This window comes from Leifsonia stereocauli, from assembly GCF_038432415.1.
GTDB classification, from domain to species: domain Bacteria; phylum Actinomycetota; class Actinomycetes; order Actinomycetales; family Microbacteriaceae; genus Orlajensenia; species Orlajensenia stereocauli.
Window position 1 is genome coordinate 531161 of the sequence record NZ_JBCAUN010000002.1, and the last position, 11855, is coordinate 543015.

An 11855-nucleotide genomic window follows, 5' to 3' on the forward strand; every position below is an offset into this window, starting at 1 on the left:
CGCCGACAACGCTTCGGACGGTCGCTTCGCTCGGTCCTCAGCGAGCGGGACGTCGGACGGTCGCTTCGCTCGGTCCTCAGCGAGCGGAAGCGTGTGTGGACTGCGCGCCTGCCTCAGCGAGCGCGATCCCGTCCAGGTACTCGCCCAGCAGCGCCCGCGACGCACGCTGCATGGCATCCGAGTAGCGCGCTCGATCCGCCCGCAGCCCGTCGGCCGTGAGCCCGTGGTCGGGCAACTCGGCACCCCAGCGCTGCAGCCAGTCCTCGTGCATCTCGGCCGTGACCTCGGGGTGGAACTGCACGGCGAGCAGCCACTCGTCGATGGCGAAGGCCTGGTTGGAGTACTGACCCGACGTTGCGAGGGTCGTGATGCCCTCGGGCAGGTCGTAGGTGTCGCCGTGCCACTGCACGACGGGAACGCCGCGGAAGTGGCGAACGGGAGATGAGTCTCCGGCATCCGTCGGCACGACCTCGAGATAGCCGACCTCGGTCGTCGGGCCCTTGTAGGCCGAGCCGCCGAGGGACTCGGCCAGCAGCTGGGCTCCGAGGCAGACGCCGAAGATGGGGCGCTCGGCCGCGATGCGCTTCCTCAGCAGAGTGATCTCGGCATCGATGAACGGATGCAGCGCGCCCTCGTAGGCACCCTCGTCTCCGCCGAGCACGACGACGAGGTCGGCGGCGGCGGGATCGATGGCGTTCAGGTCGGCGGCGGGGGTGTCGACGATCTGCACCTCGTAGCCGTGCTCGACGAGCACGGGACCGAGGTTCCCGAGCCCGATGCCGGCATCGTGCCGGAGGACGACGGCCGTGCGGGTGGTGCGAGCGGAGCTCGGCGTGGCGCCCGTCACTCCAGACCCTTGAAGACGATGGCGTCGGTGGGCGGAGCCGGGTCGGTGCTGGGGTGGTAGACGTCGGGCTCGAGGTAGACCGTGCGTGCGGCGGGCACGGCCGCGCGGATGCGCTTCTCGATGGCGTCGATGCCGGCGGCGACCTCGGCGAAGCGCTGGTCGCCGTCGATGGCGATCTTCGCCCCCACGAGGATCTCATCGGGGCCGAGGTAGAGCGTCTTCATGTGGATGATTCGGTCGGTCTCGCCGCCGGCCAGGATGGCGTCTTCGATGGCGGCGGAGTCGGCCAGGTTGGCGCCTTCGCCCACGAGCAGGCTCTTGGTCTCGATGCCCAGGACGACGGCCACGAGGATGAGGAGCGCGCCGATCGCCAGGGTGCCGATGGCGTCCCAGACTCCGTTGCCCGTGAGAGCCGTGAGCCCGACGCCGATGAAGGCGAAGAAGAGTCCGGTGAGGGCTGCGACGTCCTCGAGCAGGACGACGGGGAGCTCGGGGGCCTTCGCGTGCCTGACGAACGCCACCCAGCTCTCCTTGCCCTTGTGCGGGCGGGACTCGCGCACGGCAGTGCGCAACGAGAACGACTCCAGGATCATCGCGATCACGAGCACGAGGATCGGCAGCCACCAGTTGTCGAGGGGGTGCGGATTCTGCAGCTTCTCGTAGCCCTCATAGACGCTGAAGACGCCACCGACCGAGAACAGGATGATCGACACGACGAAGGCATAGACGTAGCGCTCGCGGCCGTAGCCGAACGGGTGCGAGAGGTCGGCGCGCTTGCGAGCCTTGCGGCCGCCGAGCAGCAGCAGCACCTGGTTGCCGGTGTCGGCGAGCGAGTGCACGCCCTCGGCGAGCATCGACGACGATCCCGAGAAGAACCAGGCGATGAACTTGGTGATGGCGATGCCCAGGTTCGCGAGCAGTGCCGCGAGGATCGCCTTGTTGCCGCCGGATGCGCTCATACCGCAATCCTAGGATGGTCGGGTGAGCACAGAACTCCCCTCGATCGCGTTCCTCGGTGCCGGATCCATGGCCCGATCCATCATCAGCGGCCTGCTGCAGCCGGAGGTGAGCGTGGCCGGCGGCATCCGTGCCACGAATCGCTCGGCCGAGAAGGCCGCGGAGCTCGACGCCCTCGACGGGGTCAGCGCGGCGGCCACCGAGACGGATGCCGACGCGAACCGCGCCGCCGTGCGCGGCGCCAAGCTCGTCGTCGTGGCGGTGAAGCCCGTCATGGTGCCCGACCTGCTGCGCGAGATCGCCGACGTGCTCGATCCGGGAACCGTCGTCGTGAGCGTCGCGGCCGGCGTGACGATCGCGACCTTCGAGTCGCTGCTGCCGGCATCCGTCTCCGTGATCCGCTCGATGCCCAACACCCCGGCAGTCGTGGGTCGGGCCGTGACCGGCGTTGCGGCAGGCACGCGCTCGACCGACGAGGACCTCGATCTCGCCGTGGCGCTCTTCGAGACCGTCGGCGAGGTGCTGGTGGTTCCCGAGGAGCAGATCGACGCCCTCTCGACCATCTCGGGCTCCGGCCCCGCGTACGTGTTCTACCTCATCGAGCAGCTCACGGCCGCGGCGGTCGACAAGGGGTTCACGATCGAGCAGGCCCGCACCATGGTGGAGGGGACTTTCCGTGGGGCGAGCGAGCTGCTGGCCTCGTCGGACGTCGACCCGACCGAGCTGCGCCGTCGGGTGACGAGTCCGAAGGGCACGACCGAGCGGGCCGTCGCCGTGCTCGAGGGCGCCGGGCTCAAGCAGATCTTCGATGAGGCGACGGATGCCGCCCTCGCCCGGGCGAGGGAGCTCGCGGCGGGTTAGACCTGCCTCCGCTCGCAACTTCCGCTCGCTGAGGCCCGGACGCAGTCCGCGGTCGAAGCGTCGCTCAGCATGCCGATGCGTTTCGGGCGCGGGCTTCGCCCGGCCCTCAACGAACGGAGGCTGAGTGCGGGCGCGGGGACCTAGCCGCCGAGGGCCGCGAAGCGCTCGATGTCGGCCTCGGTGCCCGAGACGATGATGAGGTCGTGGTCGGAGACGACGGTCTGCTCGGTCGCATAGGTGAACGGCTTGCCTGGGCTCTTCACGCCCACGACGGTGATGCGGTACTTCGAGCGGACGCCGGAGTCCTGCAGGGACAGGCCGCGGATGGGCTTCGGCGGATACATCTTCACGAGGGCGAAATCGTCGTCGAACTCGATGAAGTCCAGCATCCGTCCGCTCACGAGGTGGGCCGTGCGCTCGCCGGCCTCGCGCTCGGGATAGATCACGTGGTTGGCGCCGATGCGCTCGAGGATCTTGCCGTGCGAGGTCGAGATGGCCTTCGCCCAGATCTGCGGGATCTTCAGGTCGACGAGGTTCGCGGTGATGAGCACGGATGCCTCGACGCTGGAACCGACGGCGCACACGGCGATGGAGAAGTCCTGGGCGCCGATCTGGCGCAGGGCGTCGATGGACTTCGCGTCGGCCTGCACCGCGTGGGTCACCCGCTCCGACCACTTCTGAACGAGCAGCTCGTTGTCGTCGACGGCGAGCACCTCGCGGCCGAGGCGGTCGAGCTGACCGGCCGTCGCCGCTCCGAACCGACCGAGGCCGATCACGAGGACCGGGGCGTCGTGCTTGATGCGATCAACCAACGATGGGCCTCTCTTCAGGACGCTTGAACAGCTGTCGCGACTGGCTGGCGGCCAGCGCCGCGGCGAGAGTCACTGTACCAACGCGACCCATGAACATGGTGGCCGACAACACGTAGACGCCGGCCGTCGGCAGGTCCTGCGTCAGGCCTGTCGACAGGCCGCAGGTGGCGAACGCCGAGATCACGTCGAACAGCACGATGTCGAGCGACGCCTTGGTGATGTGCAGCAGCAGGATGCTCGAGACCGCCACGGTGGTGGCTCCCCAGAGCACGACGCTGACGGCGAGGCGCAGGATGTCGCGCGGGATGCGGCGGCCGAAGGCCTCCATCGCGTCGCGTCCGCGGGCCTCGGCGAAGGCCGCGAGGAACAGCACGGCGAGCGTGGTCACCTTGATGCCACCGGCGGTCGACGCCGAGCCGCCGCCGATGAACATGAGCATGTCGGCCACGAGCAGGCTCGACCCGTGCAGGTCGGCGATGTCGATGGTGGAGAAACCGCCCGAGCGGGTCATGACCGACATGAAGAAGGACTGGAACACCGTATCGAAGGCGTTCAGGCCTCCGAAGGTCTTCGGGTTGTCGAATTCCAGCCAGATGAAGAGCGCGGTGCCGGCGACGAGCAGGACCGCGAAGGTGAAGAGGGTGAGCTTCACGTGCACGGTCCACTTGCGCGGATTACGCCACAGCTTGACGAGCGCGTAGATGACCGGGAATCCGATCGCGCCGAGCACCACGCCGAACATCAACCCGCCCAGGAAGATGTAGTCGTGCTCGAACGGCGCGATGCCCTCCGGATTCGGGATGAACCCCGTGTTCGTGAACGCCATGGCGGCGTAGTAGACGCTGTACCAGATCGAGTGCCCGAGGTCGTAGCCGGCGGCGAGGACCCGCGGGAACAGCACGATGGCCGTGACCACCTCGATGGCGAGGGCGCTGATGGCCACGGTGGCGAGCAGGCTTCCGACCTCGCCGAGACGCACGGCCTGGCCCTCGTTCACCGGACCGACGTGGATGCGCGACGGGTTGCTGTCGCTCGCGGCCATGAGGCGGGTGCGCAGGCTGATGCGCCGGGAGACCACGAGGCCGAGGATGGAGGCGAGCGTCAACACGCCGACACCGCCGATGTTGACGCCGATGAAGATGATGGCGTTGCCGAAACCCGACCAGTGCGTGGCCATGTCGACCGTTGACAGTCCGGTCACGCAGATGACGGACACGGCCGTGAACAGGGCGTCGGCCAGGGGCGTCATCGACCTGCTCTGGCTCGCTATGGGCAGCGAGAGCATGAACGTCCACAGCAGGATGAGCGCCGAGAAGATGAGGATCGCGAACCTGGCCGGGGAGTGCCTGGCGAGGAAGTCGACGCCGTCGCGGACGCGCCCGCCCCACGATCTCGACGGGGTGACGAAGCCGCGAGCCGCCAGACTGCGCTGCATCACGACCCCTCATTCCCTGTGAAGCCGATTGTTCCGACGGCGGTTCGAAATGTCATGGTACTCCCCGGTCGGACTGACTAACCTTGCACCATGGCGGACATCTTCGACGTTGTGGCGGATGCCACCAGACGTGACATCCTCGGCACCCTGCTCGCGCACCACACCGAGGGCTCGACGCGTCCGAGCGAGATCAGCGTTTCGGCCATCGTCGCCGAGCTGGGTCTCAGCCAGCCGACGGTCTCGAAGCACCTCAAGGTGTTGCGCGAAGCCGGACTCGTGAGCGTGCGCGAAGAGGGGCAGCACCGCTACTACCACCTGGTCTACGCGCCCCTCGAAGAGATCGAGGACTGGCTCATCCCGTTCCTCAGTGTCGACTTCGAGGCAGCCGTCGCCGAGGAGGCTGCCATCGCCGAGGGACTCAAGGAGGAGCAGAAGGCCTTCGCCGCCGCCATCGGCAAGGCCGTCGCGGATGCGTCGCACCAGGTCAGCAGCGCCGTGAAGGACGTTCGGCCGAAGTCCTGGCGCAAGTAGCCCGGTCGGGCTCCGCCGCCGATTGCAGCATCCGTCTCCCCTGTACTGGTGGCGGATCACCACTGGACGCCGCGCGCCCGGAGTTCTAGAGTCTCGTTAAACACTCCAGTCACAACGGTTCACTCGAGTGTGATAGCGACCAGGACGGTCCCGAGCGAAGGCCCACCACCATGACGAGCGATCTCTCAGACGTGCGTTTCCTCACCGTCGCCGAGGTGGCCGAGATGATGCGCGTCTCGAAGATGACCGTGTACCGCCTCGTGCACGCCGGCGAGCTGCCCGCCATCCGCTTCGGTCGCTCCTTCCGGGTGCCGGAATCGGCCGTCGCTGCAGCCGTCGAGAACCACGTCGCCGACACGGCCTGATCTCCGCCGTCGTGCCCAACCGCATCCCGTGGCGCCACGAAGCCGTTCCATCCGGTAGACTGGGCACTTCGTGTGGCCGAGCATCCGCCGGTCGCCCCCGATTCGTGTGAGGTTCGCGTGGGTTCTGTAATCAAGAAGCGTCGCAAGCGCATGGCGAAGAAGAAGCACCGCAAGCTGCTTCGCAAGACTCGCCACCAGCGTCGCAACAAGAAGTAGAGTCTTTCGACTTCTACTTGCACGAGCGCTCGACCGTCATGGTCGGGCGCTTTCTGCATTCTGACGGCGACACCGGCGGACCGCATCCGGCAGCTGTCTAGGCTGGACAGGTGACCACTCTCACCCTCATCGGCAAGCCCGGCTGCCACCTGTGCGACGACGCCCGCGCGGTGGTCTCCACGGTGTTGACCGAGTTCCCGGATGCCGCCCTCGACGAGCTGTCGATCCTCGACGACGATGCGCTGCGCGACCGCTACGCCGAGGAGATCCCGGTGCTGCTCATCGACGGGGCAGTGCACACGTACTGGCGTGTTGACGCCGAGCGGTTGCGGGCGGCACTGACGACACCGGCCCGCTGAGACCCGCGCGCAGCGCGCGGCCGAAGCGCGCTTCGGGCGGTCGCTTCGCTCGGCCCTCAGCGAGCGGGTGGGAAGCAGAAAAGGGCGACCGGCGCCCGCGCGCCGATCGCCCTCTCAGGGTGTTGCTGTCGCTTACGCGAGCGCCTTGGCCTTGAGGGCCTCGTACTCGGCGTCGGTGATGCTGCCTGCCGTGTGCAGGGCCTTCGCCTTGGCGATCTCGTCAGCGGCGCTGGAGCCGGCGACCTGCTTGATGTAGGCGTCGTTGGCTGCCTGTGCTGCCTTGACGTCCTTGAGCTGGCGCTCCGCCATGCCCTGGCCGCGAGCGATCAGGTAGACGAGGGCCGTCAGGAACGGCACGAACAGCAGGAAGATGATCCAGACGGCCTTCCACCAGCCGCTGAGCTTGTGGTCGCGGAACAGGTCGCCGATGATCGCGAAGAGCGCCATCAGGTAGGCGATGAAGGCGAAGCTCCAGAAGAAGAGCCAGATGATGTCCCAGAAGTTACCCCACATGAGGAGACCTTTCCCGTAAATGTTCAGGTGTTACCGGCGACCATCCCGGTGCCAGTAGTCGCCATCAATGTAGCGCAAGTGAAAAGAGTTCAGCATTCACCTCATGTGCGTGGCGCGGGGAGGGGCGCGATATGAACTTCCCGTGCGGTTGGCGGGTGTCTCTGTTCAAGCCGCCGACCGGGCAATAGTGTCGAAGGACGCTCGCTCTCTGTCGCGGGCCGATGGGGAGAAGACAGCATGGTCAGGGAATTCAGGGGCGAGATCAAGCTCGACGTTCGGGACTCGACGGCGGACTGGGACGCGTTCCTCTCCGACAAGGCGCCGGCCGGAGCTCCCAACGTGCTCGTCGTGCTCTACGACGACACCGGACAGGCAGCGTGGTCACCCTACGGCGGACGCATCAACATGCCCACCATGGACCGACTCGCCGCAGACGGCCTCACCTACTCGCAGTGGCACACGACAGCGCTGTGCTCGCCGACGCGGTCGACGTTCCTGACAGGCCGCAACCACCATTCCAACGGCTTCGCGACGATCTCCGAGTCGTCGACGGGCTTCCCGGGCTACAACTCCCACATCCCGCCGGAGAACGCCACGATGGCGAACATCCTGCGAGACGCCGGCTGGTCCACGTACTGGGTGGGAAAGAACCACAACGTGCCCATCGACGAGTGGACGGCAGGAGCATCGAAGAAGAACTGGCCGCTCGCCCAGGGCTACGACCGCTTCTACGGCTTCATCGGCGGCGAGACCAACAACTGGTACCCCTCGCTCGCTGAGGACAACCACTACATCGACCAGCCCTACCTCCCCGAGGACGGCTACCACCTGTCGAAGGACCTGGCAGACCAGGCGCTCAAGATGATCCGCGACTCCAAGCAGACGGAGCCGGACAAGCCCTGGTACATGTGGTTCTGCCCCGGGGCCAACCACGCACCGCACCACGCGCCCGAGGAGTACATCGCGAAGTACAAGGGCGCCTTCGATGACGGCTACGAGGCCTACCGCGACTGGGTGGTGCCGCGCATGATCGAACGCGGACTGCTGCCGGAGGGCACGACGTTCGGCGACATCAACCCGATGCCCGACGGCACCTTCACCCAGACCGACGAGGTGCGGCCGTGGGCCGAGCTCGACGCCGAGGAGAAAGCCATGTTCTCCCGGATGGCTGAGGTGTTCGCCGGTTTCTCGGAGTACACGGATGCCCAGGTCGGCCGGATCATCGACTACCTCGAGGAGTCCGGCCAACTCGAGAACACCATCGTCATCTACTGCGCCGACAACGGGGCATCCGGCGAGGGAAGCCCGAACGGATCCGTCAACGAGGGCAAGATCTTCGGCGGCTATCCCGACGACGAGGCGCAGAACCTCACCATGGTCGACAAGCTCGGAAGCCCGGACACCTACAACCACTACCCGACCGGGTGGGCGATGGCGTTCTCGGCCCCGTACAAGATGTTCAAGCGCTACACCTACCAGGGCGGTGTCTGCGATCCGATGGTCATCCACTGGCCAGCCGGCATCAGGTCGAAGGGCGAGGTGCGCAACCAGTACCACCACTCCACCGACATCGTCGCGACCATCCTCGACGTCTGCGGTGTCGAGATGCCGACGACATACGCCGGAGCCGAACAGACCCCTCTCGACGGCGTCTCGATGCGCTACTCCTTCGACGCTCCAGCCGACGGCCCGACGCAGAAGGAGACCCAGTACTACGAGATGCTCGGTTCCCGCGGCATCTGGCACAAGGGCTGGAAGGCAGTCACCGAGCACGGCCCCATGGCCGGCATGAGCAGCTTCGAGAACGACACGTGGCACCTCTATCACACGGATGTCGATCGGTCCGAGGCGCACGACCTAACCGCCGAGCACCCCGACAAGGTCGAGGAGCTGAAGGCGCTCTGGCTGAGCGAGGCGAAGGCGAATAAGGTGCTGCCGCTGAACGACCTCCAGATCATCGGCAACCCGAAGGACTTCGAGACCTTCCTCACCATGGAGTTCAAGGTGCCTGTCCCGCCCAGCGGCCAGTACACCTACTACCCCGGAACGACAGAGGTTCCCGAGCGTTCGGCGGCCAACGTGCACAACGTGTCGTACAAGATCCTCGCCGAGGTCGAGATCACGGCCGACACCGAGGGTGTGATCTTCGCGGCCGGGTCGCGCTTCGGCGGCCATTCGCTGTTCGTCAAGGACGGCCAGGTCGTCTACGCGTACAACTTCCTGGGCATCCCGCCGGAGGACCACATCGTGGCTCCGCTGCCGGCACCGGGGAAGCACGTCATCGGCGTGGAGTTCACGAAGGAGAGGATGGGCGAGTTCCGCGAGGGGGTCGGCCCGCTGAAGCTCCACATCGACGACGAGCAGGTCGCCGAGCAGGAGATCCGCACGGTGATGGGCCACTTCTCGCTCTGTGGCGAGGGACTGTGCATCGGCTATGACAGCGGAGACTCCGTGTCGAGCGAGTACTCGGGGTCGCGCTTCGAGTTCACCGGCGGCGAGATCAAGAAGGTGGTCTTCGACATCGGCGACGACCTGTATGTGGACGTCGAGGCGCACCTGGCCGCGGCATTGGCACGAGACTGACGAGGAATCCCAGAAGACATGACGAACGACGACGTCCAGCGCAGCGCCCTGCCCATCCCCGATCTGGCCTACACGGGAACCGTGACCTACGACGCGACGGATCCCGACACCCACTACCCGCCGATCCAGCCGATCCGTCCGCCGGCCGGAGCGCCGAACGTGCTCGTCGTGCTCATCGACGACACCGGGTTCGGTGCCTCGAGCGCCTTCGGCGGTCCCGTCCAGACGCCGAACTTCGAGCGTGTGGCTGCCGCTGGCCTCAAGTACACCCGCTTCCACACCACGGCTCTGTGCTCGCCGACCCGCGCCGCCCTGCTGTCGGGCCGCAACCACCACACAGTGGGCATGGGTGGCATCACCGAGATCGCGACCAGCGCTCCCGGCTACAGCAGCGTGCGACCGAACAACTGCGCGCCCCTCGCCGAGACGCTGAAGCTCAACGGCTACAACACCTCGCAGTTCGGCAAGTGTCACGAGGTTCCCGTGTGGGAGGCGAGCGCGACCGGCCCGTTCGACCACTGGCCGTCGCCCGGTAACGGCTTCGAGTACTTCTACGGCTTCCTCGGTGGTGAGACCAACCAGTGGTATCCCGCGATCTACGAGGGGACCTCGCCGGTCGAGCCGTGGGGAACGCCGGAAGAGGGCTATCACTTCATGGCCGACATGACCGAGAAGGCCATCGACTGGACCCGCCAGCAGAAGTCGCTCGCTCCCGACAAGCCTTTCTTCACCTACTTCGCGCCCGGTGCGACGCACGCTCCGCACCACGTGCCTACGGAGTGGGCCGACAAGTACACGGGTCAGTTCGACCAGGGCTGGGACGAGGTGCGCAAGGAGACCTTCGCCCGCCAGCTCGAACTCGGAGTCATCGCTCCGGACTCCGTGCTCACCGAGCGCAGCCCCGGCATCCCGTCATGGGATGAGATGAGTGACGTCATCAAGCCGGCACTCGCCCGCCAGATGGAGGTCTACGCCGGCTTCCTCGCCTACGCCGACCACTACGTCGGCAAGTTGCTCGACGCCTACGAGGAGCTCGGCATCCTCGACGACACTCTCGTCTACGTGATCATCGGCGACAACGGCGCCTCCGCCGAGGGGTCGATGCACGGTACGACCAACGAGGGCTTCACCATCAACCACATGAACGAGATCGAGAGCGAGGAGTACGTCGCCGCGCACATCGACGACCTGGGCAAGCCGAGCTCGTACAACCACTACGCCGTGGGCTGGGCGCACGCCATGGACACCCCGTACCAGTGGACCAAGCAGGTCGCATCGCACTGGGGCGGAACCCGCAACGGCACGATCGTGAGCTGGCCGAACGGCGGCGTGGAGAAGGGCGGCATCCGGAACCAGTTCAGTCACGTCATCGACGTGGCGCCGACGGTTCTCGAGGCGGCTGGGATCCCCGAGCCGTCGACGGTGAACGGCGTGACGCAGCGACCATACGAGGGCACGCCGATGAACTACACCTTCGCGGATGCCGAGGCCGACGAGCGTCACACCACCCAGTACTTCGAGATGGTCGGGAACCGCGCCATCTTCCATAAGGGCTGGACCGCCGTCGCGAAGCACAAGGACCCGTGGCTGGGGTCGAGCCACGGACTCGACGAAGACGTCTGGGAGCTCTACAACGTGGAGGAGGACTGGACCCAGTCCAACGACCTCGCCGCTCAGGAGCCCGAGAAGCTCGCGCACCTGCAGCAGCTGTTCCTCATCCAGGCCGCCCGTTTCAACGTGCTGCCCCTAGACATCCGGACCGCAGAGCGCTTCAATCCCGACCTCGCCGGTCGGCCCGCGCTCATCACCGCACAGAGCCAGAAGCTGTACCGCGGCATGCGCCGCCTGAGCGAGAACTCGTCGATCAACATCAAGAACAAGTCGTTCACCGTGACCGCCAAGGTCGAGGTCCCCGACGGCGGCGCCGACGGCGTCGTCATCGCCCAGGGTGGCGCATACGGCGGTTGGTCGTTCTACGGCGTCGACGGCAAGCTGGCCTTCGCCTACAACCTGCTCGGCATCCAGCTGGACATCGTGCGCTCCGACGCGGCCGTGCCAGCCGGCGCCACCGAGTTGCGCGCGCACTTCGCCTACGACGGCGGGGGTCTCGGCAAGGGGGGAACCGTCACCCTGTTCGCCGATGGCGACCAGATCGGCCAGGGCCGGGTGGAGAAGACCATCCCGTTCCAGTTCACCTTCGACGAGACGACGGATGTCGGAGTCGACCTCGCTTCGCCGGTGTCGACCGACTACACGGCGAAGGGCAACGAGTTCACCGGAACCCTCGACTGGGTGCAGATCGACCTCGGCGACGACGACCACTCGCACCTGATCGACGACGAGCACAAGCTGCACGTCGCGATGCTGAAGCAGTAG

12 protein-coding genes are annotated in these 11855 nt (G+C 66.6%); 7 read left to right on the forward strand and 5 right to left on the reverse strand.

Annotated elements, in window-relative coordinates; all coding sequences use genetic code 11:
- Positions 1-76: 76 nt before the first annotated feature.
- Together AADV74_RS11395 and AADV74_RS11400 are read right to left on the reverse strand one after the other, a co-directional pair.
- The gene (locus tag AADV74_RS11395) at positions 77-847 is read right to left on the reverse strand and encodes a glutamine amidotransferase-related protein (protein WP_342114123.1); all 771 of its coding nucleotides are present in this window, start codon (positions 845-847) and stop codon (positions 77-79) included.
- The gene (locus tag AADV74_RS11400) at positions 844-1806 is read right to left on the reverse strand and encodes a cation diffusion facilitator family transporter (protein ID WP_342114124.1); all 963 of its coding nucleotides are present in this window, start codon (positions 1804-1806) and stop codon (positions 844-846) included. Before AADV74_RS11400 ends, AADV74_RS11395 begins: the two co-directional genes overlap by 4 nt.
- Before the next feature lie 22 nt (positions 1807-1828).
- On the opposite strand from AADV74_RS11400, the gene proC reads away from it, so the two are divergent.
- Positions 1829-2665: a pyrroline-5-carboxylate reductase gene (gene proC, locus AADV74_RS11405; RefSeq protein WP_342114127.1), complete on the forward strand. Its 837-nt coding sequence runs from the start codon at positions 1829-1831 to the stop codon at positions 2663-2665.
- A gap of 140 nt (positions 2666-2805) precedes the next feature.
- Here proC and AADV74_RS11410 read toward each other — a convergent pair whose 3' ends face one another.
- Complete coding sequence (locus AADV74_RS11410; RefSeq protein ID WP_056169435.1) at positions 2806-3477, reverse strand: potassium channel family protein; 672 nt, start codon at positions 3475-3477, stop codon at positions 2806-2808.
- On the reverse strand, positions 3470-4912 hold the full coding sequence (locus AADV74_RS11415) for a TrkH family potassium uptake protein (RefSeq protein WP_342114133.1): 1443 nt from the start codon (positions 4910-4912) through the stop codon (positions 3470-3472). The genes AADV74_RS11410 and AADV74_RS11415 overlap by 8 nt, the downstream gene beginning before the upstream one ends.
- Before the next feature lie 90 nt (positions 4913-5002).
- On the opposite strand from AADV74_RS11415, the gene AADV74_RS11420 reads away from it, so the two are divergent.
- The 4 genes from AADV74_RS11420 (at position 5003) to AADV74_RS11435 (ending at position 6383) form a co-directional block, all read left to right on the forward strand.
- Entirely contained in the window at positions 5003-5443 is a 441-nt protein-coding gene (locus AADV74_RS11420; RefSeq protein WP_342114134.1) for an ArsR/SmtB family transcription factor, read from the forward strand.
- A gap of 170 nt (positions 5444-5613) precedes the next feature.
- Entirely contained in the window at positions 5614-5808 is a 195-nt protein-coding gene (locus tag AADV74_RS11425) for a helix-turn-helix domain-containing protein (RefSeq protein WP_055824388.1), read from the forward strand.
- 117 nt (positions 5809-5925) lie between these two features.
- The gene (locus tag AADV74_RS11430; RefSeq protein WP_003792170.1) at positions 5926-6024 is read left to right on the forward strand and encodes a 30S ribosomal protein bS22; all 99 of its coding nucleotides are present in this window, start codon (positions 5926-5928) and stop codon (positions 6022-6024) included.
- Positions 6025-6134: 110 nt separating this feature from the next.
- A complete protein-coding gene (locus AADV74_RS11435; RefSeq protein ID WP_342114140.1) occupies positions 6135-6383 on the forward strand; it encodes a glutaredoxin family protein in 249 nt (82 codons plus the stop codon).
- Between the two features lie 132 nt (positions 6384-6515).
- Here the strand turns inward: AADV74_RS11435 and AADV74_RS11440 are convergent, their stop codons facing one another.
- On the reverse strand, positions 6516-6896 hold the full coding sequence (locus AADV74_RS11440; protein ID WP_342114142.1) for an SHOCT domain-containing protein: 381 nt from the start codon (positions 6894-6896) through the stop codon (positions 6516-6518).
- A gap of 237 nt (positions 6897-7133) precedes the next feature.
- On the opposite strand from AADV74_RS11440, the gene AADV74_RS11445 reads away from it, so the two are divergent.
- Both AADV74_RS11445 and AADV74_RS11450 read left to right on the forward strand, forming a co-directional pair.
- On the forward strand, positions 7134-9479 hold the full coding sequence (locus AADV74_RS11445; protein ID WP_342114144.1) for an arylsulfatase: 2346 nt from the start codon (positions 7134-7136) through the stop codon (positions 9477-9479).
- A gap of 18 nt (positions 9480-9497) precedes the next feature.
- Positions 9498-11855: a sulfatase-like hydrolase/transferase gene (locus AADV74_RS11450; protein ID WP_342114146.1), complete on the forward strand. Its 2358-nt coding sequence runs from the start codon at positions 9498-9500 to the stop codon at positions 11853-11855.

What these genes read in the sequence shown, in the direction of transcription:
- AADV74_RS11400 (WP_342114124.1), bottom strand. Translation starts at nt 1,806, where the DNA reads ATGAGCGCATCCGGCGGCAACAAGGCGATCCTCGCGGCACTGCTCGCG.
- AADV74_RS11415 (WP_342114133.1), bottom strand. Translation starts at nt 4,912, where the DNA reads ATGCAGCGCAGTCTGGCGGCTCGCGGCTTCGTCACCCCGTCGAGATCG.
- AADV74_RS11420 (WP_342114134.1), top strand. Translation starts at nt 5,003, where the DNA reads ATGGCGGACATCTTCGACGTTGTGGCGGATGCCACCAGACGTGACATC.
- AADV74_RS11425 (WP_055824388.1), top strand. Translation starts at nt 5,614, where the DNA reads ATGACGAGCGATCTCTCAGACGTGCGTTTCCTCACCGTCGCCGAGGTG.
- AADV74_RS11440 (WP_342114142.1), bottom strand. Translation starts at nt 6,896, where the DNA reads ATGTGGGGTAACTTCTGGGACATCATCTGGCTCTTCTTCTGGAGCTTC.
- AADV74_RS11445 (WP_342114144.1), top strand. Translation starts at nt 7,134, where the DNA reads ATGGTCAGGGAATTCAGGGGCGAGATCAAGCTCGACGTTCGGGACTCG.
- AADV74_RS11450 (WP_342114146.1), top strand. Translation starts at nt 9,498, where the DNA reads ATGACGAACGACGACGTCCAGCGCAGCGCCCTGCCCATCCCCGATCTG.